This window comes from Paenibacillus sp. S33 (assembly GCF_053615415.1).
The window spans coordinates 4,809,116-4,828,405 of sequence record NZ_JBSIEZ010000001.1; the positions used below are offsets into that span (position 1 = coordinate 4,809,116).

The window sequence follows — 19,290 nt, forward strand, 5'->3', positions numbered from 1 at the left end:
ATAGCTACCTGAATACCATTTTATTGATGGAGCCCACACTCCGTTTTCTCATTGCCTGACCAGCGACCTGCACGAGGATCTTCACCTGGTAGGACCTCACGGGTACATTGCTCACAACCGATACTGGGATAATTGCGGTCATGCAATGGATTATACAGCACTTCATGAGTACGGATATAGCTCCATACATCCTCGGATGTCCAGCTTGCCAAGGGGTTAAATTTAACGAGTCCAAACTTTTCGTCATACTCTATCTTTTTTGAATTCGCACGGGTAGGGGCCTGATCCCGGCGAATACCGGTAATCCATGCATCGTATTGTGACAAAATACGTGTCAGCGGCTCAACTTTGCGTATACCACAACATGTGTTTGGATCTGTTTTCCACAGTTCCTCCCCATGCTCAGCCGCTTGCTCTTCAGGAGTAATTAAGGGAGAGACCCTAACAAAATCTAAGTTATATCTTGCTTTCATCTGATCTCGCGTATCATAAGTTTCTTGAAAATGAAAGTCGGTGTCCAAGTAAAAAATGTCGGTGGAAGGGCTAATTTTTTGAAGCATATCTACTAGTACTACATCTTCTGCTCCGAAGCTACAAGCAAAGGTAAGATTGGGAAATGTAAGAACAGCATACTGGATAATTTCCTCTGGCGTAACCTCTTCCAGTTCAATTGCCTTGACTCTAATCAACGCTTCTTTCTCCAATAAATTCATTATCAATGCGCCTCCATATGAAGATTCATAAATAAGTGTCACTCCAATACCGACTAAACTAATAAGATTAAATACAGTATAAAACTTTCACAATCATTGTCAATCCACGGCAAAATGTCCTGATGCAAGCATTTATCCACCTAAATTTGCAGGAATGTTGCTCTGTCAGCATTCTTTAATGCTTTCTTGCGTATCCAATCAAGTTCATTGACTTTATATAAAATATTCTTATACCAAACATTTGAAAATGGCCCATAGGCCCAGTACGCGGCAGCCATCGGTAATGTTGAACAGCTTTGGGTTGCTTTGATCAAGCAAGAACCATCTGTAGAAGAAAGCAAGCATCGTTTCTGAATCTAAGATTATCGAAGGATGCTGAGCGAGGGAATTGAAAACAACTTTAGGTTTCACTCTACTATTCTGGAGCTCTGGCGACAGCGATGCCTTCATTCTGAAAATTAAAAAAGGAATGACTGCGCGCTGAACTCTTATTATACCTCTATTCAATCCCAAAGCGCTCGTAGCGGCAATTCCCGAGGAATTGATCACTGGATACAAGCAAGACTCTTATCGCTACTGGAAGCCTATTTAAAGCCTGTCATCAATGAGGGGCGATATTATGAGGGTAGACAGTCGGACAATACATGGTGCTCCCGGTTATAGTTTGGAGCGATTGCTGTGTAGACTAATTCTATTACCAGTAACATGTACATCGCCGTTGCAATTGCAGTAGCCTAGGAAGCGGACACCGCTAGGCTAAGGACCGTCCTTCTGCTCCGTGCACACAAATAAAGAGAGGTATTCCTTGCCGTATTCCCTAGCTACGCCCAAAACAGCTGTACAAGAGGCATAGACAGTGCCAGCCAGAACATATCAAGGAGCACTTTACATAAACAAGTGAAAGCAAAGTATCCTCGTGAAACAGCACTTAGCAAAGAATATTAAGATAAGGCTATATTGAATAGCCGAACATTATATTTTTAGTCACAGGTTATAAACATTACAGAATAAACTGCGTTGAAATAGCAAACTGTATTTGTGTATAACAATATCATCTTCAATTCCATGGTGGATAACTTTTCGTATTCCGTGCATTTGCATGCAGTTATTTATGTATTCGCTGAAACATGCTGAAGCTTGTAACTTTTAGAGTAGGTCTACTTATCCACATGTGGATAATGATCAGGAAATGACTAAATAAAAAAGAACCCTTTCCATAAGGAAAAGGTTCTTCTGTATTCGAAATATTAACGTTTCGAGAACTGTGGTGCACGACGAGCGGCTTTGAGACCGTATTTTTTACGTTCTTTCATACGTGGGTCACGAGTCAAGAAGCCTGCTTTTTTCAAAGCTGGACGGAATTCCGGATCTGCTTTCAACAGAGCACGGGAAATACCGTGGCGAATTGCGCCGGCTTGACCAGAGATACCACCACCATGAGCGATAACGAGTACGTCATAGCTGCCAACTGTTTCTGTCAGGTTCAGTGGTTGTTTTACGATCAGTTTGAGAGTTTCCAAACCAAAATATTCATTAATATCACGCTTATTGATGACAATGCGTCCTTCACCCGGTACGAGACGAACACGAGCTACCGAATGTTTACGACGACCTGTCCCATAGTATTGTACTTGTGCCATGAAACTGTCCTCCCTTTTAATTATCCGCGAAGTTCGTAAACTTCAGGTTTTTGTGCTGCATGTGGATGCTCAGTGCCTCTGTAAGCTTTAAGTCTCAGCTTCATTTTCTCGCCTTGACGAGTTTTAGGAAGCATACCGTGAACAGCCAATTCCAACATACGCTCAGGCTTGTTCTTAACCATTTCTTGTGCAACCGTTACTTTCAGACCACCCGGATGCAGGGAGTGACGGTAGTATTTCTTGTTCTCCATTTTTTTACCGGTCAATACGATTTTTTCCGCATTGATTACAACAACAAAATCACCTGTGTCCACATGTGGTGTAAATTGTGGCTTGTGTTTGCCGCGAATCAACGCAGCCGCTTCGCTTGCCAGACGGCCGAGCGTTTTGCCTTCGGCATCAATGATGTGCCAGTTGCGCTCAACTTCATTTGGCTTCGCCATATACGTAGTACGCATGAAAAGTATCCTCCTTAAGTTCGTTAACAGAAATCATCATTTATCTTCGTTCGTTAAGTTGCTGCATTATTGATGGATTAGATGTTAATTTAAAGTGATTATCTTAATTGGGGCTGTGGGAAAGCCATTAAGAAAACACAACTTTTATATTACAGGATAACCATCAATTCCGCAAGGGTAAAATCAATGTTTTTTGATGTTTTCGTCGTACTCTACATTCCAGAGCGTTAAAGCGTGTCCAACAGCCGTAGGTCCAGCCTTTGAACGATTTTTCGCCTCCAAAATGGAAGGAATATCATCCGACGATTTTTTGCCTTCTCCCACTTCCAGCAAAGTACCCATAATAATCCGAACCATGTGCTGTAAAAATCCGCTACCTGTAATATAAGTATGGATAATTCCCTGATCATCCGAGCCCGGACGTGAAAAGGAATGGTCTACTGTCATATAGGCTTCGTAAATAGTGCGAACATGATTCGTCTTTTGGGAACGTCGAGATGCGAACGAAGTATAGTCAAAGGTGCCCACTAAATGAGCCAACCCTTCCTCCATCGCTCTTACATCCAGTCTCGTTGGATGATGGGCCTGTGTACGACGGTGAAAGATGTCCGGAAACCGGTTCGCATTAATACTGTACCGATATGTCTTCCGCTTCGCCATGCGGCGTGCATGAAAGGACAGTGGCACCTCTCTCGCATCCGTAACGATGATATCACGAGGCAACCAGGCATTAAGTGCCAGACACCAGCGCTGTAACGGAATCGGCGATTCAGTGTGAAAATTGAATACCTGCCCGTATGCATGTACACCTGCATCTGTACGGCCTGAGCCTGTAATTTTAAGACGCTCGCCCGTCAATGAGTAAATAGCATGTTCAAGGCAGTCCTGAATGGTGTTACCGTCAGGCTGCGTCTGAAAGCCATCATAGTGGGTTCCGTCATAGTTCACCTTCATGCACAAGTTCCGCATGTTTCTCACACCTTTATAGGGGTAGTCTCTGGCCTTACAAGGAATAACCGAACATAACAAAGGAGAAGTCCCTCAAGGACTCCTCCAAGAGAAAAAAAGGGTTGTTCAGAATCAAGCCGATTCTGTCCACCCTTCCCTCATCTTCGCCTGTCTACGCGCGGTCAACCAATTCCAGATATACCATTGGAGCGGCGTCGCCACGACGAGGTCCCAATTTCAAGATACGAGTGTATCCACCTGGACGCTCAGTGTAACGTGTAGCCAATTCGCTAAACAGCTTTTGGATTGCATCCTGCTCACCATCCAAAGTTTCACGGCGAACGAACGCAGCCACTTGACGACGTGCGTGCAGATCTCCTTTTTTCGCTTTGGTGATCAGTTTTTCAGCAATAGAACGAACTTCTTTCGCTTTAGCCTCAGTAGTTTGGATACGCTCATACAAGAACAGATCGGTTACCAAATCACGAAACAAAGCTTTACGGGCACTAGAGTTGCGGCCCAATTTTTGGTATGCCATGTATTTTCCCCTCCTTCACAAAAACGTTGCTGTACTATTCTTCCGTACGAAGTCCTAAACCAAGTTCCTCAAGCTTCTCTTGTACTTCTTCCAAAGATTTGCGACCCAAGTTACGGACCTTCATCATATCTTCTTCAGATTTAGTCGTGAGTTCTTGTACCGTATTGATACCAGCGCGCTTAAGGCAGTTATAGGAACGGACGGAGAGATCCAGCTCTTCGATCGTCATTTCAAGAACTTTTTCTTTCTTGTCTTCTTCTTTTTCAACCATAATTTCAGCATCTTTTGCCTCGTCCGTGAGACCCACGAACAACATCACATGCTCGGTCAAAATTTTGGCTCCAAGGCTCACTGCTTCCTCGGGACGAATACTTCCGTCAGTCCAAACCTCAAGTGTCAGCTTGTCGTAATTCGTAACCTGGCCGACACGCGTATTTTCTACGCCGTAGTTCACGCGTGCAATCGGAGTGTAGATGGAGTCGACGGGAATGACGCCGATCGGCTGGTCATCACGTTTGTTCCGATCCTGCTTAACGTAACCGCGACCGCGATTGGCAAAAATACGCATGTGAAGTCTCGAACCCGGTCCGAGCGTAGCAATGTGAAGATCCGGATTAAGAATTTCCACATCACTATCCGCACGGATATCTCCTGCCGTTACAACTCCTTCGCCTTCCGCATCGATTTCGAGTACTTTCTCTTCATCCGAGTGGATTTTAAGCGATAAAGCTTTCAAGTTCAGAATGATCTCCGTTACGTCTTCCTTCACACCGGGAACCGTTGCAAACTCGTGCAGAACCCCATCGATCTGAACCGATGTGACTGCTGCCCCCGGTAACGAGGATAACAGAATACGGCGAAGCGAGTTACCCAACGTCGTTCCGTATCCGCGTTCCAGCGGTTCTACTACGAATTTTCCATAGGTGCCATCATCATTGACGTCAACCGTCTCAATTTTCGGCTTTTCGATTTCTATCACTGCAATATCCCTCCTTCAAAACGTCGCTCCTATATGAAACATTCACCTTATCCATAGTCTATCATGCAGTATACCTAAACATCCATTCTTGGCAGTTTGTGCCGGATCTATACTACACGCAGAGGAGAAATCTCATTAGACGCGACGACGTTTTGGAGGACGGCATCCGTTATGAGGTACCGGAGTTACGTCTTTAATCAGGTTAACTTCCAAACCAGCAGCTTGCAAAGAGCGAATTGCTGCTTCGCGACCTGCACCAGGTCCTTTAACCATGACTTCGACAGTTTTCATGCCGTGTTCCATAGCAGCTTTAGCAGCAGTTTCTGCGGCCATTTGTGCTGCGAATGGAGTAGATTTACGGGAACCACGGAATCCCATGCCGCCTGAGCTGGCCCAAGAGATTGCGTTACCGTGTGGATCTGTGATCGTAACGATCGTGTTGTTGAACGTGGAACGGATGTGTGCCACGCCAGTCTCGATATTTTTACGGTCACGGCGTTTTGTACGTACAACTTTTTTCGGTTTAGCCATTGAATGTTATCCTCCCTTCTTATTTCTTTTTGTTCGCTACAGTCCGACGAGGACCTTTACGGGTACGAGCATTAGTTTTAGTACGTTGTCCGCGAACAGGCAATCCACGACGGTGACGAACACCACGGTAGCAGCCAATCTCAGTCAGACGTTTAATATTCAAGGAAATTTCACGACGCAGATCGCCTTCTACTTTAACTTCTTTGTCGATCGTTTCACGTAATTTGCTCACTTCATCTTCAGTCAAATCACGAACACGCGTGTTTGCACTGATGCCTGTTTCCTTCAAGATTTTCTGAGAAGTCGTTTTACCGATTCCGAAAATGTAAGTCAAGGCGATCTCAACGCGTTTGTCACGTGGCAAATCCACACCAGCTATACGAGCCATTTTACGCTACACCCCCTTCTATTAACCTTGTTTTTGTTTGTGTTTCGGATTTTCGCAAATAACCATTACATTCCCTTTGCGGCGAATGACTTTGCATTTTTCGCAAATAGGTTTTACAGAAGGTCTTACCTTCATGTTGATTACCTCCTCCAAGCTTTACCCTGGTAAAACTCGCTTCGTGAACATTCACATCGTTTTGCAGAGCAAAACAAGTTTTTTTAAATGACATACGTTTAATAAAAACCTGCATGAATTACTTGCGGTACGTTATACGGCCTTTGGTTAAATCGTAAGGCGATAACTGTACAACCACCTTGTCGCCTGTCAAAATACGGATAAAGTGCATCCGCAGCTTTCCGGAAACATGAGCAAGAATTTGATGACCGTTCTCCAGCTCTACCTTGAACGTAGCGTTCGGTAGTGGCTCGATTACCGTACCTTCAACCTCAATGACATCTTCTTTGGCCAAAGTCAGTCTCCTTTCTCTTCAGCTTGGTATTCGGACGAGTCCAGGAAAGTTTTCACTGCATGGCGCAGCTTTCCGTTCGTCACCCGACCGCTTTCGTTTAAACTGTTTACAATCTCGCTACTAATCTTTGGCTGAGGCACCAAATGAAGAACATTTTTCTTCTTCGCTTGATCAAACTTTCGTTTATCCCCATCCGCAATATATACAAACCTGCTATCTGCTACTGAAACGACAACCGCAATCTGTCCGGCACCTCTGCCCTTCAGAATCTTCACCAGCTGACCGATTTGCAGGTTTCCTTGCTGAATCATTCCAATCACCTACGCACTCAGTTTCGTGAAAATGTCCATGCCGCCCGTTTCGCACGTCACCGCTTGCTCGTTATGAGCACATGAGGTTACGTTCATCGTAACGACCGTCCAGTTGTCTTCCAGCGTCCCTACATGGTGAGAACCTATCTGAATCATAGATTCAATAGCCAGCCCAATGCCGGTTTTCAGCCTCGGCCCCTGCTCAGGAATACCACGGTTTGGATTCTCAATATATTGCCGAATGGCATGCGACATTGTAAACTGGCGAGTTTTCGCGATGATATCGCCTTTGTTTAACTTGCGTTTGCCGGGAAATCCGTGCACCAGTTGTTCGTTGACTGAAGCGCAAATGCTAGCAGGAAAACCGTTATAACCTTTAAAAGACGGCACAGCTCCCTGACTGCGAATATACCGATCAGCTAAATGATCAAGTTCACCGGTCGTAATACCGGGCTCGATGTGTCCTGCCAAGAGATGATCCGTCTCCGTATCTATTCTCTTAGCGTTCCTCATTAAGCTTGATTCCGTCCCCGACTTGCAAATGATCATTACAGCTAACCCCGCAACAAGGACACGATATTTTGGGAAACCACATCAATATCCTGTTCTCCGTCAATATGACGCAGAAGATTCTGGTTCTCATAAAACGTGAGGAGTGGTGCTGTTTTATTACTATATTCTTCAAGTCGTGTTCTTACGCTATCTTCATTATCGTCAGGACGCTGATAGAGTTCCCCACCGTCTTTATCGCAAATGCCTTCAACCTTAGGAGGATTAAAGACAATATGATAGCTAGTTCCGCAGCTTTTACAAACCCGCCGTCCTGTGATTCGTGCCAACAAGTTGTCACTATCCACTTTCAAGTTGATGACGTCATCTAGCTTCGTATTCAAACGACCCAAAATTTGATCCAAGGCTTCAGCTTGAGCCAAAGTTCTTGGAAAACCGTCCAGCAAGAACCCTTTCTTGCAATCTGGCTGTTGTAGCCGTTCTTCAACGATACCGATTGTTACGTCATCCGGAACAAGTTCACCCTTGTCGATATATTCTTTAGCTTTAATGCCAATAGGTGTTCCCTGTTTCATCGCTAGGCGAAAAGCATCACCTGTCGAGATATGAGGAATGCCGAATTCCTTCACAATGACATCTGCTTGTGTACCTTTACCAGCCCCCGGAGGGCCCATGATCAAAATATTCACAATCTGTCACTCCTCAAGACGACCCCTACACAAGAAACAGCACAAAAGGTGCCGGTAAGCATGCGAACATCCTAAGCCGGTACCTATTGCCTATTTGTTGATGAAGCCTTTGTAATGGCGTTTGATCAGTTGGCTTTCGATTTGCTTCATTGTATCCAATGCTACACCAATGATGATGAGCAATGAAGTACCGCCAATTTGCACGGAACGAGGCAAGCCCGAAAGCGAACCGAAGAATACCGGCAAAACGGATATGACTGCCAGAAACAAAGCTCCTGTCATTGTCAAACGTGACATTACTCGTGTCAAGTATTTCTCCGTGGCCTTACCCGGGCGAATTCCCGGAATATAACCGCCGTTCTTCTTCATATTGTCGGCCATTTGCTGCGGATTCATCTGTACAAAGGTATAGAAGAATGTGAAACCGATAATCATTACGACATACAAAACCATGCCCAGCGGCTTGTCATAGTACAAGTAAGTGGTAATCCACTTAGCCCAAGCATGATCTGCCCAGAAACTCGCAATAATTGTCGGGAATTGCAGCAATGATACCGCAAAGATTACCGGAATAACGCCTGCCGCATTAATTTTCATCGGAATATGCGTATTCTGGCCACCGTACATTTTGTTGCCAACTACACGTTTCGCGTATTGTACCGGGATTTTCCGAATACCTTGCTGGATGTAGATAACACCAACAATAATCAGAACAATCACCAGGGCAATTATAATTGCCTTCAGAATATTCATAAACAGCTGATCTGCCTGAATAAACTGAGATTCTACAACCGTCCGAATATGTCTTGGAATACCCGCCGCAATCCCTGCGAAGATAACAATAGAGATACCGTTGCCGATTCCCTTTTCAGTAATTTGCTCACCGAGCCACATAAGGAACGTAGTTCCTGCTGTAAGCACAATGGCAATAACCAGATAATCTGCAAAAGTGGCTCCTGGAATCATCGCTGCACCGTACAGACGATTAAAGCCAATCGACGTTCCGAATGCTTGAATCAGGCCAAGTATTACCGTACCATAACGCGTAATTTGAGCCAACTTCTTTTTACCATGCTCTCCTTGTTTAGCCCATTCCGCAAGTTTCGGAATCACGTCCATTGACAGCAACTGTACAATGATGGACGCTGTAATATATGGCATAATCCCGAGGGCGAAGATCGAAAACTGATACAATGCGCCCCCTGAGAAGGTGTTAAGGAGTCCAAACAACTCGCTTCCTGCCTGATCCTGAGAAGTAAAGACTTGCTTGTTCACGCCGGGAACCGGCACGAAGGAGCCAATACGATATACAAAGAGTATAAACAGGGTAAACAGGATTCGGGTTCTAAGATCCTCAACCCGCCATATATTTTTCAGGGTCTTGAACATTAGATCACCTCGGTTTTACCGCCGGCAGCTTCAATTTTCTCTACCGCAGATTGAGAGAACTTGTTCGCTTTAACTGTCAACTTCACAGTGATTTCACCGTTACCCAGAATTTTAATTCCGGATTTGGCGTTTTTCACAATGCCATTGTTCAGCAAAAACTCAGGGCTTACTTCTGTACCCGCTGCAAAACTGTTCAAATCTTCGATATTCAAAACCGCATACTCTTTACGAGTAGGATTTACGAAACCGCGTTTAGGCAAGCGACGATACAGTGGGTTTTGACCACCCTCGAAGCCCGGACGTACACCACCGCCGGAACGAGCGTTTTGACCTTTATGACCACGACCAGAAGTTTTACCCGTACCGCTACTAGGACCACGACCCAAACGTTTACGTTCTTTGCGGGAGCCTGGAGCTGGGGAAAGCTCATGTAACTTCATCGTTCGTTGCACCTCCTTGATTATTGTTAAAATACTTTATTTCTTAAGCCTCAATTTCTTTAACAGAAACCAAATGGCTAACTTGATTAATCATCCCGCGAATAGCTGCATTGTCGGGTTGAACTACTTTATGGTTGATTTTACGCAAGCCGAGCGTTTTAACAGTCGTTCTCTGATTACCAGGACGGCCGATCAACGAACGAACGAGGGTAATTTCTAATTTCGCCATGATATTCCCTCCTTAGCCCAGCAGCTCTTCGATGGATTTGCCGCGCAATTTTGCAACTTCTTCAGCGCGTTTCAAGCGGGACAAACCTTCCAAAGTCGCATTGACCATATTCATGGAATTCGAAGAACCCAAAGATTTTGTCAAGATATCACCTACACCAGCAAGTTCCAGTACAGCACGAACCGGACCACCAGCGATAACTCCAGTACCTTCCGATGCCGGTTTCAACAGAACCCGGCCAGCACCGAACTTACCTGTAACAAGGTGAGGAATTGTTGTTCCTACGAGTGGAACGTGAACCAGGTTTTTCTTAGCATCTTCAATACCTTTGCGAATTGCATCAGGTACTTCGCCAGCTTTACCGATTCCAGCGCCTACCCAGCCGTTGCCGTCGCCCACTACTACCAGAGCACTGAAGCTGAAACGGCGTCCGCCTTTGACAACTTTAGCTACACGATTAATATTTACTACTCTTTCAGTCAGTTCCAAAGTATTCGGATCTACACGCAAGTCGTTAACCTCCTTTTGAGAAATGTCTTAGAATTCAAGGCCTGCTTCGCGAGCTGCATCAGCCAAAGCTTGAATCCGTCCATGATACAAGTATCCACCACGGTCAAATACGATGTTAGCATGACCTTTTTCTTTCGCACGTTTAGCAACGAGTTCGCCAACTTTACGAGCTGCTTCTACACTACCACCGTTTTTGATTTCGCTGCTCAGTTCTTTATCCATAGTGGATGCAGATACCAATGTTACACCAGCTACATCATCAATCAGTTGTGCGTAGATATGCTTGGAAGAACGGAACACGTTCAAACGAGGACGTACAGCCGTACCTTCGATTTTCTTACGTACACGCAGATGTCTTCTGACACGTGCTTTATTTTTATCTTGTTTTGTAATCATCTCAAGTTTTCACTCCCTTCAGTTTGCCTTTTAAAACTTTATACTAAGACGCACTGGGTAAAAAAGAAGTACGAAGTCTTTCCAGCAGAAAGACCGCACAAAGTCGGTAAGAAACTTATTTCTTCTTACCGGCTTTACCTTCTTTACGAATGATGCGCTCGCCTTCGTATTTAATCCCTTTACCTTTGTACGGTTCAGGTTCACGAACGGAACGAATTTTAGCAGCGTAGGCACCTACACGCTCTTTATCAATTCCGCGAACGATGATTTTAGTGTTCGAAGGAACTTCGAATTCGATGCCCGCTTCCGGTGTGATTTCAACCGGGTGAGAGTATCCAACGTTCAGAACGATTTTATCTCCGGATTTGCTTGCACGATATCCGACCCCAACCAGCTCCAGAGATTTTGAAAACCCTTCAGTTACACCACTTACCATGTTGTTGACAACGCTGCGGGTTGTTCCATGCAAAGAGCGGTGAAGTTTGTTGTCCGAAGGACGAACTACATTAATTTCATTGTTTTCCACAGTAACGGACATGTCTTTATGAAGCTCACGAGTCAATGTTCCTTTAGGACCTTTAACTGTGATTGCTGTGTTGTTCAAAGTCACGTCAACACCACTTGGTACTGTGATTGGTTTACGACCAATACGGGACATATCTGTTGCACCTCCTATCTTTTAAACGTTATCTTACCAAACGTAGCAAACAACTTCTCCGCCGGCTTTGGACTGACGCGCTTCTTTGTCAGTCATGATACCTTTGGATGTTGAAATGATTGCGATCCCGAGTCCACCCAGTACGCGTGGAATCTCATTGCTCTTCGTGTAAACGCGAAGACCTGGTTTACTGATTCTTTTCAAACCTGTAATAACACGCTCGTTGTTTGCACCGTATTTCAAGAAAATACGGATGATCCCTTGTTTGCTATCTTCAACAAATTCCGCATCACGAATGAATCCTTCACGTTTCAGGATGTCGGCGATTTGTTTTTTCATTGTAGATGCAGGCATTTCTACTGTTTCGTGACGAACTGTGTTCGCGTTACGAATACGAGTAAGCATATCTGCAATTGGATCAGACATAGTCATTGTGTATAAACCTCCTTCCCAAACAGGACTTTTTACCAGCTTGCTTTTTTCACGCCAGGAATCTGGCCTTTATAAGCTAATTCACGGAAGCAAATTCTGCAGATCTTAAACTTTTGCAGTACCGAATGTGGACGACCACAACGCTCGCAACGAGTGTAAGCACGAACTTTAAACTTTGGTGCGCGTTGTTGTTTGACTTTCATTGAAGTTTTTGCCACTTAGCCTGACACCTCCTAAATAGTTTCGGAGAACAGGGTGTCTTTAAAATCAGACGCCCGAAACGTTATGCCAACATTATTTTGCGAAAGGCATGCCCAGCTGAGTCAGAAGCTCACGGGACTCTTCGTCAGTTTTGGCAGTCGTTACGATAACGATGTCCATACCACGAACTTTATCAACTTGATCATACTCGATTTCCGGGAAGATCAACTGTTCTTTCAGACCAAGCGTGTAGTTACCACGTCCGTCAAAAGCTTTTGTTGATACACCATGGAAGTCACGTACGCGAGGAAGAGTAATGTTGAACAATTTGTCCAAGAAATAATACATACGCTCGCCACGAAGTGTTACCTTTACACCGATCGGCATGTTTTCACGCAATTTAAAACCTGCAATAGATTTTTTTGCGCGAGTGATTACTGGTTTTTGACCAGCGATCAGCTGCATGTCGTTGAGAGCTGAATCAAGCACTTTGGAGTTTTGGACTGCGTCGCCAACACCCATGTTGATTACAACTTTCTCGATTTTAGGCACTTGCATCACTGTTGTATAGTTGAACTTCTGCATCAAAGCAGGAGTGATTTCTTTCAAGAAACGTTCTTTCATTCTTGTTGTAGCCATGAATCATATACCTCCTTTCTTCAAAAAATAATTAGTCGATCACTTCGCCAGAACGTTTTGCAATGCGCACTTTTTTTCCGTTGTCCAAAACTTTGTAACCAACACGGGTTACTTTTCCGCTCTTCGGATCAATGTGCATAACGTTGGAAACGTGAATCGGAGCTTCTTTCTCGATGATGCCGCCTTGTGGATTCAGCTGATTAGGCTTTTGGTGTTTTTTAATCATGTTAACACCTTCCACAAGCACACGGTTTTGACGAGGGTAAGCAGCGATAACGCGACCTTTTTTACCTTTATCTTTACCTGTAATCACCAGAACAGTGTCGTCTTTTTTGACGTGCAGCTTGTTGTTATGGGATTCCAGAACTTTTTTCACTTTTGGCATTTCGTACACCTCCTACGGGCACATTTTAAGGTGAGTTTAGATCACTTCCGGAGCCAAGGAAACGATTTTCATGAAGTCCTTGTCACGAAGTTCGCGAGCAACTGGTCCGAAAATACGAGTACCACGTGGGCTCTTGTCTTCTTTAACGACCACTGCTGCGTTTTCGTCAAATCCGATGTAGGAACCGTCTTTACGGCGGATAGAACGTTTAGTACGAACAACAACCGCTCTTACTACATCACCCTTTTTGACAACGCCGCCTGGTGTTGCTTGTTTTACGGAACAAACGATCAGGTCACCAATTTGAGCTGTACGACGTCCCGTACCACCGAGCACACGGATACACATCAGTTCCTTCGCGCCGGAATTGTCAGCTACAGTCAAACGTGTAAATGGTTGAATCATTTATTTATCCTCCTTTCGGAAAAACTACACTACATTAGATTATAACAGCTTTTTCAACGATTTCGACCAGTCTCCAGTTTTTGTCTTTGGACAAAGGGCGAGTTTCCATGATTTTAACAGTATCACCAATTTGTGCGGTGTTGTTTTCATCATGAGCTTTGAATTTCTTAGTTACTTTAATGCGTTTATGGTAGAGATCATGTTTTTTGTAAGTTTCTACAGCAATCACAATCGTTTTATCCATTTTGTCGCTGACTACTTTACCGACTAATACTTTACGGGCATTACGTTCGCTCATTGTTGGCCTCCTTCCTAATTACAGGCGGATTTTCCACCCGGTCTGATATCTTAGCTAATCCCAAGTTCTCTTTCACGGATCACAGTTTTAGCACGAGCAATTTCCTTACGCACAGCGCCGATCCGAGTCGGGTTATCAAGCTGACCGGTAGCGAGTTGAAAACGAAGGTTGAAAAGTTCTTCTTTAAAACCGGAGATCTTTTGTTCGATTTCAGCAGTGGTTAGGTTGCGGAATTCACTAGCCTTCATTTGCTTCACCACCCAATTCTTCACGTTTCACAAACTTAGTTTTGATTGGCAGTTTGTGAGCGGCAAGACGCATTGCTTCACGAGCAATCTCTTCCGGAACACCAGCAAGTTCGAACATAATCTTGCCTGGTTTCACTACTGCAACCCATTTTTCTACGTTACCTTTACCACTACCCATACGAACCTCAAGAGGCTTCTGAGTAATTGGTTTGTCAGGGAAAATTTTAATCCAAACCTTACCACCACGTTTGATGTAACGAGTCATCGCAATACGAGCAGCTTCGATTTGACGGTTAGTAATCCATGCAGGTTCAGTAGCTTGCAAACCGTACTCACCAAAGTTCAGTGTAGTACCGCCTTTTGCACGACCCTTCATATGACCACGTTGTTGTTTACGATGTTTTACGCGTTTTGGTACCAACATGATTAGTTGCCTCCTTCCTGAGGAGCTTGTTTCTTAGCTGGAGGAAGAACCTCTCCACGATAGATCCATACTTTTACGCCAAGACGACCGTAAGTAGTATGAGCTTCCGCTGTACCATAGTCAATGTCGGCACGAAGCGTATGCAGTGGAACTGTTCCTTCGCTGTACCCTTCGGAACGAGCGATTTCGGCACCGCCAAGACGTCCGCCTACTTGAGTTTTAATTCCTTTTGCTCCGGAACGCATAGTTCTTTGAATTGCTTGTTTCAAAGCACGACGGAAAGAAACACGACGTTCCAATTGTTGTGCAATGCTTTCAGCAACCAGAATTGCATCCAGTTCAGGATTTTTAATTTCAGAAATATTGATGTGTACCTTTTTACCGCCTGCGATTTTAGTAATTTCATTACGCAGATTTTCAACTTCGGAACCACCCTTACCGATAACCATACCTGGTTTCGCAGTGTGAATCGTTACGTTGACACGGTTAGCTGCTCTCTCGATTTCAACACGGGATACAGCGGAGTCTTTCAATCTTTTTTTCAGATGTTCACGAATTCTAACGTCTTCCAGCAAAAGATCACCGAAATCTTTGCCTGCATACCATTTGGATTCCCAATCACGGATAATACCGATTCGGAGTCCGACGGGATTTACCTTTTGGCCCACACGTTTTCCCTCCTTATTTTTCAGATACCACCAGAGTAATATGACTGGTGCGTTTGTTGATGCGACTTGCACGACCCATTGCACGCGGGCGGAATCGTTTCATTGTAGGACCTTGGTTTACAAAAACCTGAGATACTACCAATTTATTTACGTCCAAAGAGTAGTTGTGATCTGCATTTGCAATCGCAGAATTCAACAATTTCTCAACGACTGGAGAAGCGGACTTTGGAGTGTGACGAAGAATTGCGATCGCCTCACCAACCTGCTTACCGCGAATCAAATCGATAACAAGTTTCACTTTGCGAGCAGAAATCCGTACGGACTTAGCATGTGCTTTTGCTTCCATTGAGTTTACCTCCTCTCAAACACTACGCTGTGTTGATTATCTTCTTGTTTTCTTATCGTCATCCGTATGGCCTTTGTACGTACGTGTTGGAGCAAATTCGCCCAATTTGTGTCCGACCATATCTTCCGTTACGTATACTGGCACGTGTTTACGACCATCATATACACCAAACGTATGTCCGATAAATTGTGGGAAAATCGTAGAGCGACGGGACCAAGTTTTGATTACCACTTTTTTGTCCGACTCGTTCAAAACCTCTACTTTTTTCAACAGGTAACCATCAATGAATGGTCCTTTTTTGAGACTGCGACCCATTTATGAATCCTCCCTTCGTTAAAACGTAGTCGTTCCTTAATATGTTAACGTGCGACTTAAGCGCACGTTTTATTACTTAGTACGACGACGAACGATGTACTTATCAGATGCTTTACCTTTTTTACGCGTCTTGTAACCAAGGGTTGGTTTACCCCATGGAGACATTGGAGATTTACGTCCGATTGGAGCGCGACCTTCACCACCACCGTGTGGGTGATCGTTAGGGTTCATTACAACACCGCGAACTTCAGGACGTTGTCCCAACCAGCGACTACGACCAGCTTTACCGATCTTCACCAGTTCGTGGTCTTCGTTACCTACAGAACCGATTGTAGCGCGGCAAACTTTCAGAATGCGGCGAACTTCACCAGAAGTCAAACGAATTGTAACATACTTTTCTTCTTTACCAAGAAGCTGGGCTTCCGTACCAGCGGCGCGAACGAGTTGGCCACCTTTACCCGGTTTCAATTCGATGTTGTGGATAACCGTACCTACTGGAATGTTTTCCAATGGTAAGGAGTTACCGATTTTGATATCGGAACCTGCACCGGATACCACTTCGTCTCCTACTTTCAGACCTTTAGGAGCGATGATGTAACGTTTTTCACCATCCACATAGTGGATAAGTGCGATGTTGGACGTACGGTTTGGATCATATTCGATCGTAGCAACGCGGCCCGGTATTCCATCTTTGTTACGTTTGAAGTCAATAATACGGTATTTACGTTTGTGTCCGCCGCCTTGATGACGAACTGTAATTTTACCTTGGTTATTGCGTCCAGCTTGCTTGCTCAGAGGTGCCAGCAACGATTTCTCGGGCTGATTAGTTGTAATCTCCTCGAAAGTAGATACAGACATAGCACGTCTGGCCGGGGACGTTGGTTTATACTTTTTAATTGGCACTGAGTTTCCCTCCTTACTTTACAGTTTCAATTATACCGTTTCAAAAAACTCAAGCGGCTTACTGTCTTTGCTCAGCGTTACGAACGCTTTTTTCCACTCGCTCGTATAGCCGGAATGACGTCCGTAGCGTTTTGGTTTTGCAGGAACACGAAGCGTATTTACGTTACTTACTTTCACGTTAAAAATGGCTTCGATTGCTTTTTTAACTTCGACTTTGTTAGAACGAATGTCAACCTCGAAAACGTATTTCAAGTCATTCATCATACCAGCCGTACGTTCGGTGATAACCGGACGTTTGATAATATCACGAGGATCCTTCATTACGCGAGCACCTCCTCTACCTTCTGAACTGCTTCCTTCGTAATGATCAGTTTGTCGTGTCCGAGCACATCAAGAACATTAATGCCGTCTGCGGCTACAAACTTCACACCAGGAATATTACGAGCGGACAGTGCTACATTATCATCATAGCTAGGAGCTACGATCAATGCTTTACGATCAGCTTTAAGGTTATTCAAAATGGCTGCGAATTCTTTCGTTTTAGGTCCATTCAGTGTAAGAGCGTCCAATACGATAATTTCATTCTCAATCACTTTGGATGACAACGCCGATTTGATCGCCAGACGACGAACTTTTTTAGGTAATTTGTAAGCATAGCTGCGTGGAGTCGGACCGAATACAGTACCGCCACCAACCCATTGCGGTGCACGGATCGAACCTTGACGAGCGCGGCCAGTACCTTTTTGTTTCCAAGGTTTACGTCCGCCACCACGTACTTCAGAACGTCCTTTTACTTTGTGAGTACCTTGACGCAGGGAAGCCAATTGCATAACAACAGCGTCATGAAGAACGTGCTTATTCGGTTCGATACCGAACACTGCATCGTTCAATTCAATTTCACCAACTTGGCTGCCGCTAATATTAAATAGTGCTACTTTTGGCATTTCGTGTTCCTCCTTTCTTCAGTTGTTTATTTTTTCACCGTTTCTAATACTTTAACGAAGCTATTTTTAGGCCCTGGAATGGAACCTTTCACGAGCAATACATTACGTTCTGTATCGATCTTAACAACTTCAAGACGTTGGATCGTTACCGTTTCATGCCCCATGTGTCCTGGAAGGTGTTTACCTTTAGGAACGCGGTTAGCTTGAATGGAACCCATAGAACCTGGACCTCTGTGGTAACGCGATCCGTGTGCCATTGGTCCGCGGCTTTGTCCCCAACGTTTGATAACGCCGGCAAAACCTTTACCTTTAGAAATACCTGTTACGTCAACGAACTCGCCTTCTGTGAAGACATCAGCCTTCAGTTCTTGGCCAACCTCGTACGCAGCAAGGTCGATGCCACGAAGTTCACGAACGTAGCGCTTAGGTGCAGTATTTGCTTTTTTCGCATGTCCTGCTTCAGGTTTGTTGGATCTTTTTTCTTTCTTATCAGAGAAACCGAGTTGAATAGCTTCGTATCCATCGTTTTCCAGATCTTTCTTTTGCAGAACAACACAAGGACCTGCTTCGATAACCGTAACAGCAAGTACGTTACCTTCAGGGGTAAACACTTGAGTCATTCCGAGTTTTTTTCCTAAGATACCTTTCATGTTGACACCTCATTTCTTTTCCTAATCACATATTACAATTTAATTTCGATATCTACACCGGACGGCAGGTCCAAGCGCATCAAGGCATCCACAGTTTGTGGAGTCGGGTTAACAATGTCGATCAAACGCTTGTGTGTGCGCATTTCGAACTGTTCCCGGGAATCCTTGTACTTGTGTACCGCACGGAGAATAGTAATGATTTGTTTTTCAGTTGGCAGCGGAATTGGCCCGGATACACCTGCGCCCGAACGTTTAGCTGTTTCAACAATTTTCTCAGCGGATTGATCAAGAATTCTATGATCGTAAGCTTTCAAACGAATACGAATTTTTTGCTTTGCCATTTTAGTCCCTCCTTCTATCGCCCAATTTGGTATCGGACATACTCCGTGAAAATTTTCCGACAGCCCTCCCATGGCAAAGGGGCCGGGTGTGTCAGTAACCTCTCACATCATCGCACAGTCACAAACAACATTAGTTATTATATCGAATAGTTCTGCCTATTGCAAGCAAAAACGAAAAAACAATGCATCTTATTTTCAAAAGATACAGTTGTGCTCGCAGCTCGCGATTTTTTCAAGAGAAAAGCCCCCGCACCAGGGCAGGGGCTCGTTTAGCTTCGTTCCAATACAATGTTAC

35 protein-coding genes are annotated in these 19,290 nt (G+C 44.5%); all 35 read right to left on the minus strand.

The genetic code is table 11. The annotated features are described in order from the left end of the window. Nucleotides 1-20: 20 nt before the first annotated feature. Nucleotides 21-713 carry a phosphoadenylyl-sulfate reductase gene (locus ACWGXJ_RS21875; protein WP_452567593.1) on the minus strand — a complete coding sequence of 231 codons (693 nt, stop codon included), beginning with the start codon at nucleotides 711-713 and terminating at the stop codon, nucleotides 21-23. Nucleotides 714-1,960: 1,247 nt separating this feature from the next. Further along, a complete protein-coding gene (gene rpsI / locus ACWGXJ_RS21880; protein WP_013312140.1) occupies nucleotides 1,961-2,353 on the minus strand; it encodes a 30S ribosomal protein S9 in 393 nt (130 codons plus the stop codon). Nucleotides 2,354-2,373: 20 nt separating this feature from the next. Next, nucleotides 2,374-2,811 carry a 50S ribosomal protein L13 gene (rplM, locus tag ACWGXJ_RS21885; protein WP_013312141.1) on the minus strand — a complete coding sequence of 146 codons (438 nt, stop codon included), beginning with the start codon at nucleotides 2,809-2,811 and terminating at the stop codon, nucleotides 2,374-2,376. Nucleotides 2,812-2,994: 183 nt separating this feature from the next. Continuing rightward, a complete protein-coding gene (gene truA / locus ACWGXJ_RS21890; protein ID WP_061831400.1) occupies nucleotides 2,995-3,780 on the minus strand; it encodes a tRNA pseudouridine(38-40) synthase TruA in 786 nt (261 codons plus the stop codon). 151 nt (nucleotides 3,781-3,931) lie between these two features. Continuing rightward, complete coding sequence (rplQ, locus tag ACWGXJ_RS21895; protein ID WP_013312143.1) at nucleotides 3,932-4,297, minus strand: 50S ribosomal protein L17; 366 nt, start codon at nucleotides 4,295-4,297, stop codon at nucleotides 3,932-3,934. Nucleotides 4,298-4,331: 34 nt separating this feature from the next. After that, on the minus strand, nucleotides 4,332-5,276 hold the full coding sequence (locus tag ACWGXJ_RS21900; RefSeq protein WP_007432558.1) for a DNA-directed RNA polymerase subunit alpha: 945 nt from the start codon (nucleotides 5,274-5,276) through the stop codon (nucleotides 4,332-4,334). 135 nt (nucleotides 5,277-5,411) lie between these two features. After that, on the minus strand, nucleotides 5,412-5,807 hold the full coding sequence (rpsK, locus tag ACWGXJ_RS21905; RefSeq protein WP_013312144.1) for a 30S ribosomal protein S11: 396 nt from the start codon (nucleotides 5,805-5,807) through the stop codon (nucleotides 5,412-5,414). Nucleotides 5,808-5,826: 19 nt separating this feature from the next. Beyond that, nucleotides 5,827-6,195 carry a 30S ribosomal protein S13 gene (gene rpsM / locus ACWGXJ_RS21910; RefSeq protein ID WP_007432560.1) on the minus strand — a complete coding sequence of 123 codons (369 nt, stop codon included), beginning with the start codon at nucleotides 6,193-6,195 and terminating at the stop codon, nucleotides 5,827-5,829. Between the two features lie 21 nt (nucleotides 6,196-6,216). Continuing rightward, nucleotides 6,217-6,330: a 50S ribosomal protein L36 gene (gene rpmJ, locus ACWGXJ_RS21915; RefSeq protein ID WP_003333770.1), complete on the minus strand. Its 114-nt coding sequence runs from the start codon at nucleotides 6,328-6,330 to the stop codon at nucleotides 6,217-6,219. A 118-nt stretch (nucleotides 6,331-6,448) separates the two neighbouring features. After that, complete coding sequence (gene infA / locus ACWGXJ_RS21920) at nucleotides 6,449-6,664, minus strand: translation initiation factor IF-1 (RefSeq protein WP_006212898.1); 216 nt, start codon at nucleotides 6,662-6,664, stop codon at nucleotides 6,449-6,451. 2 nt (nucleotides 6,665-6,666) lie between these two features. After that, nucleotides 6,667-6,975 carry a KOW domain-containing RNA-binding protein gene (locus ACWGXJ_RS21925; RefSeq protein WP_013312145.1) on the minus strand — a complete coding sequence of 103 codons (309 nt, stop codon included), beginning with the start codon at nucleotides 6,973-6,975 and terminating at the stop codon, nucleotides 6,667-6,669. Nucleotides 6,976-6,984: 9 nt separating this feature from the next. Beyond that, entirely contained in the window at nucleotides 6,985-7,524 is a 540-nt protein-coding gene (locus tag ACWGXJ_RS21930) for a M24 family metallopeptidase (protein ID WP_452567594.1), read from the minus strand. A gap of 5 nt (nucleotides 7,525-7,529) precedes the next feature. Continuing rightward, complete coding sequence (locus ACWGXJ_RS21935; RefSeq protein ID WP_061831398.1) at nucleotides 7,530-8,174, minus strand: adenylate kinase; 645 nt, start codon at nucleotides 8,172-8,174, stop codon at nucleotides 7,530-7,532. Between the two features lie 90 nt (nucleotides 8,175-8,264). After that, on the minus strand, nucleotides 8,265-9,563 hold the full coding sequence (secY, locus tag ACWGXJ_RS21940) for a preprotein translocase subunit SecY (RefSeq protein ID WP_061831397.1): 1,299 nt from the start codon (nucleotides 9,561-9,563) through the stop codon (nucleotides 8,265-8,267). Continuing rightward, nucleotides 9,563-10,003, minus strand: coding sequence for a 50S ribosomal protein L15 (gene rplO, locus ACWGXJ_RS21945; protein ID WP_013312149.1), 441 nt, complete (start codon nucleotides 10,001-10,003; stop codon nucleotides 9,563-9,565). The genes secY and rplO overlap by 1 nt, the downstream gene beginning before the upstream one ends. A 43-nt stretch (nucleotides 10,004-10,046) precedes the next feature. Next, nucleotides 10,047-10,232 (minus strand): 50S ribosomal protein L30, encoded by a 186-nt coding sequence (gene rpmD / locus ACWGXJ_RS21950; RefSeq protein ID WP_013312150.1) that lies wholly within the window; start codon nucleotides 10,230-10,232, stop codon nucleotides 10,047-10,049. 12 nt (nucleotides 10,233-10,244) lie between these two features. Next, nucleotides 10,245-10,742, minus strand: coding sequence for a 30S ribosomal protein S5 (gene rpsE / locus ACWGXJ_RS21955; protein WP_013312151.1), 498 nt, complete (start codon nucleotides 10,740-10,742; stop codon nucleotides 10,245-10,247). A 27-nt stretch (nucleotides 10,743-10,769) separates the two neighbouring features. Beyond that, nucleotides 10,770-11,138, minus strand: coding sequence for a 50S ribosomal protein L18 (gene rplR / locus ACWGXJ_RS21960; protein WP_007432568.1), 369 nt, complete (start codon nucleotides 11,136-11,138; stop codon nucleotides 10,770-10,772). A gap of 115 nt (nucleotides 11,139-11,253) precedes the next feature. Continuing rightward, entirely contained in the window at nucleotides 11,254-11,796 is a 543-nt protein-coding gene (gene rplF, locus ACWGXJ_RS21965) for a 50S ribosomal protein L6 (RefSeq protein ID WP_013312152.1), read from the minus strand. Between the two features lie 33 nt (nucleotides 11,797-11,829). After that, on the minus strand, nucleotides 11,830-12,228 hold the full coding sequence (gene rpsH / locus ACWGXJ_RS21970; protein WP_007432570.1) for a 30S ribosomal protein S8: 399 nt from the start codon (nucleotides 12,226-12,228) through the stop codon (nucleotides 11,830-11,832). A 32-nt stretch (nucleotides 12,229-12,260) separates the two neighbouring features. Continuing rightward, complete coding sequence (locus ACWGXJ_RS21975) at nucleotides 12,261-12,446, minus strand: type Z 30S ribosomal protein S14 (RefSeq protein WP_010348808.1); 186 nt, start codon at nucleotides 12,444-12,446, stop codon at nucleotides 12,261-12,263. Between the two features lie 76 nt (nucleotides 12,447-12,522). Then, complete coding sequence (rplE, locus tag ACWGXJ_RS21980; RefSeq protein ID WP_007432571.1) at nucleotides 12,523-13,068, minus strand: 50S ribosomal protein L5; 546 nt, start codon at nucleotides 13,066-13,068, stop codon at nucleotides 12,523-12,525. Between the two features lie 31 nt (nucleotides 13,069-13,099). Then, the gene (gene rplX, locus ACWGXJ_RS21985; protein ID WP_013312155.1) at nucleotides 13,100-13,453 is read right to left on the minus strand and encodes a 50S ribosomal protein L24; all 354 of its coding nucleotides are present in this window, start codon (nucleotides 13,451-13,453) and stop codon (nucleotides 13,100-13,102) included. Between the two features lie 36 nt (nucleotides 13,454-13,489). Then, entirely contained in the window at nucleotides 13,490-13,858 is a 369-nt protein-coding gene (gene rplN, locus ACWGXJ_RS21990; protein ID WP_007432573.1) for a 50S ribosomal protein L14, read from the minus strand. A gap of 34 nt (nucleotides 13,859-13,892) precedes the next feature. Then, nucleotides 13,893-14,156 carry a 30S ribosomal protein S17 gene (rpsQ, locus tag ACWGXJ_RS21995; protein WP_007432574.1) on the minus strand — a complete coding sequence of 88 codons (264 nt, stop codon included), beginning with the start codon at nucleotides 14,154-14,156 and terminating at the stop codon, nucleotides 13,893-13,895. Nucleotides 14,157-14,206: 50 nt separating this feature from the next. After that, a complete protein-coding gene (gene rpmC, locus ACWGXJ_RS22000; protein ID WP_007432575.1) occupies nucleotides 14,207-14,404 on the minus strand; it encodes a 50S ribosomal protein L29 in 198 nt (65 codons plus the stop codon). Beyond that, entirely contained in the window at nucleotides 14,394-14,828 is a 435-nt protein-coding gene (rplP, locus tag ACWGXJ_RS22005; RefSeq protein ID WP_007432576.1) for a 50S ribosomal protein L16, read from the minus strand. Before rplP ends, rpmC begins: the two co-directional genes overlap by 11 nt. A gap of 2 nt (nucleotides 14,829-14,830) precedes the next feature. After that, a complete protein-coding gene (gene rpsC, locus ACWGXJ_RS22010; RefSeq protein WP_013312156.1) occupies nucleotides 14,831-15,496 on the minus strand; it encodes a 30S ribosomal protein S3 in 666 nt (221 codons plus the stop codon). A 13-nt stretch (nucleotides 15,497-15,509) separates the two neighbouring features. Then, nucleotides 15,510-15,842, minus strand: coding sequence for a 50S ribosomal protein L22 (rplV, locus tag ACWGXJ_RS22015; RefSeq protein ID WP_013312157.1), 333 nt, complete (start codon nucleotides 15,840-15,842; stop codon nucleotides 15,510-15,512). 36 nt (nucleotides 15,843-15,878) lie between these two features. After that, nucleotides 15,879-16,157: a 30S ribosomal protein S19 gene (gene rpsS, locus ACWGXJ_RS22020; protein WP_007432579.1), complete on the minus strand. Its 279-nt coding sequence runs from the start codon at nucleotides 16,155-16,157 to the stop codon at nucleotides 15,879-15,881. 72 nt (nucleotides 16,158-16,229) lie between these two features. Next, on the minus strand, nucleotides 16,230-17,060 hold the full coding sequence (rplB, locus tag ACWGXJ_RS22025; protein WP_013312158.1) for a 50S ribosomal protein L2: 831 nt from the start codon (nucleotides 17,058-17,060) through the stop codon (nucleotides 16,230-16,232). Nucleotides 17,061-17,090: 30 nt separating this feature from the next. Continuing rightward, on the minus strand, nucleotides 17,091-17,381 hold the full coding sequence (rplW, locus tag ACWGXJ_RS22030) for a 50S ribosomal protein L23 (RefSeq protein ID WP_013312159.1): 291 nt from the start codon (nucleotides 17,379-17,381) through the stop codon (nucleotides 17,091-17,093). Beyond that, entirely contained in the window at nucleotides 17,381-18,004 is a 624-nt protein-coding gene (gene rplD, locus ACWGXJ_RS22035; RefSeq protein ID WP_013312160.1) for a 50S ribosomal protein L4, read from the minus strand. Before rplD ends, rplW begins: the two co-directional genes overlap by 1 nt. 26 nt (nucleotides 18,005-18,030) lie before the next feature. Further along, complete coding sequence (gene rplC / locus ACWGXJ_RS22040) at nucleotides 18,031-18,654, minus strand: 50S ribosomal protein L3 (protein ID WP_013312161.1); 624 nt, start codon at nucleotides 18,652-18,654, stop codon at nucleotides 18,031-18,033. Between the two features lie 32 nt (nucleotides 18,655-18,686). Next, nucleotides 18,687-18,995 carry a 30S ribosomal protein S10 gene (gene rpsJ / locus ACWGXJ_RS22045; RefSeq protein ID WP_005544556.1) on the minus strand — a complete coding sequence of 103 codons (309 nt, stop codon included), beginning with the start codon at nucleotides 18,993-18,995 and terminating at the stop codon, nucleotides 18,687-18,689. Between the last annotated feature and the right edge of the window lie 295 nt (nucleotides 18,996-19,290).

Coding starts and splice junctions, on each gene's coding strand:
- rpsJ (WP_005544556.1), bottom strand. CDS start 18,995: ATGGCAAAGCAAAAAATTCGTATTCGTTTGAAAGCTTACGATCATAGA.
- rpmC (WP_007432575.1), bottom strand. CDS start 14,404: ATGAAGGCTAGTGAATTCCGCAACCTAACCACTGCTGAAATCGAACAA.
- ACWGXJ_RS21925 (WP_013312145.1), bottom strand. CDS start 6,975: ATGATTCAGCAAGGAAACCTGCAAATCGGTCAGCTGGTGAAGATTCTG.
- rpsQ (WP_007432574.1), bottom strand. CDS start 14,156: ATGAGCGAACGTAATGCCCGTAAAGTATTAGTCGGTAAAGTAGTCAGC.
- truA (WP_061831400.1), bottom strand. CDS start 3,780: ATGCGGAACTTGTGCATGAAGGTGAACTATGACGGAACCCACTATGAT.
- rpsH (WP_007432570.1), bottom strand. CDS start 12,228: ATGACTATGTCTGATCCAATTGCAGATATGCTTACTCGTATTCGTAAC.
- rpsS (WP_007432579.1), bottom strand. CDS start 16,157: ATGGGTCGCAGTCTCAAAAAAGGACCATTCATTGATGGTTACCTGTTG.
- rplF (WP_013312152.1), bottom strand. CDS start 11,796: ATGTCCCGTATTGGTCGTAAACCAATCACAGTACCAAGTGGTGTTGAC.
- rplX (WP_013312155.1), bottom strand. CDS start 13,453: ATGCCAAAAGTGAAAAAAGTTCTGGAATCCCATAACAACAAGCTGCAC.
- secY (WP_061831397.1), bottom strand. CDS start 9,563: ATGTTCAAGACCCTGAAAAATATATGGCGGGTTGAGGATCTTAGAACC.
- rplM (WP_013312141.1), bottom strand. CDS start 2,811: ATGCGTACTACGTATATGGCGAAGCCAAATGAAGTTGAGCGCAACTGG.
- rplV (WP_013312157.1), bottom strand. CDS start 15,842: ATGGAAGCAAAAGCACATGCTAAGTCCGTACGGATTTCTGCTCGCAAA.
- ACWGXJ_RS21875 (WP_452567593.1), bottom strand. CDS start 713: ATGAATTTATTGGAGAAAGAAGCGTTGATTAGAGTCAAGGCAATTGAA.
- rpmJ (WP_003333770.1), bottom strand. CDS start 6,330: ATGAAGGTAAGACCTTCTGTAAAACCTATTTGCGAAAAATGCAAAGTC.
- rplO (WP_013312149.1), bottom strand. CDS start 10,003: ATGAAGTTACATGAGCTTTCCCCAGCTCCAGGCTCCCGCAAAGAACGT.
- rplD (WP_013312160.1), bottom strand. CDS start 18,004: ATGCCAAAAGTAGCACTATTTAATATTAGCGGCAGCCAAGTTGGTGAA.
- rplQ (WP_013312143.1), bottom strand. CDS start 4,297: ATGGCATACCAAAAATTGGGCCGCAACTCTAGTGCCCGTAAAGCTTTG.
- ACWGXJ_RS21930 (WP_452567594.1), bottom strand. CDS start 7,524: ATGATCATTTGCAAGTCGGGGACGGAATCAAGCTTAATGAGGAACGCT.
- rplE (WP_007432571.1), bottom strand. CDS start 13,068: ATGGCTACAACAAGAATGAAAGAACGTTTCTTGAAAGAAATCACTCCT.
- rplC (WP_013312161.1), bottom strand. CDS start 18,654: ATGAAAGGTATCTTAGGAAAAAAACTCGGAATGACTCAAGTGTTTACC.
- rpsI (WP_013312140.1), bottom strand. CDS start 2,353: ATGGCACAAGTACAATACTATGGGACAGGTCGTCGTAAACATTCGGTA.
- rpsK (WP_013312144.1), bottom strand. CDS start 5,807: ATGGCTAAACCGAAAAAAGTTGTACGTACAAAACGCCGTGACCGTAAA.
- rpsM (WP_007432560.1), bottom strand. CDS start 6,195: ATGGCTCGTATAGCTGGTGTGGATTTGCCACGTGACAAACGCGTTGAG.
- rplN (WP_007432573.1), bottom strand. CDS start 13,858: ATGATTCAACCATTTACACGTTTGACTGTAGCTGACAATTCCGGCGCG.
- rplR (WP_007432568.1), bottom strand. CDS start 11,138: ATGATTACAAAACAAGATAAAAATAAAGCACGTGTCAGAAGACATCTG.
- rpmD (WP_013312150.1), bottom strand. CDS start 10,232: ATGGCGAAATTAGAAATTACCCTCGTTCGTTCGTTGATCGGCCGTCCT.
- rplP (WP_007432576.1), bottom strand. CDS start 14,828: ATGTTGGTACCAAAACGCGTAAAACATCGTAAACAACAACGTGGTCAT.
- rplW (WP_013312159.1), bottom strand. CDS start 17,381: ATGAAGGATCCTCGTGATATTATCAAACGTCCGGTTATCACCGAACGT.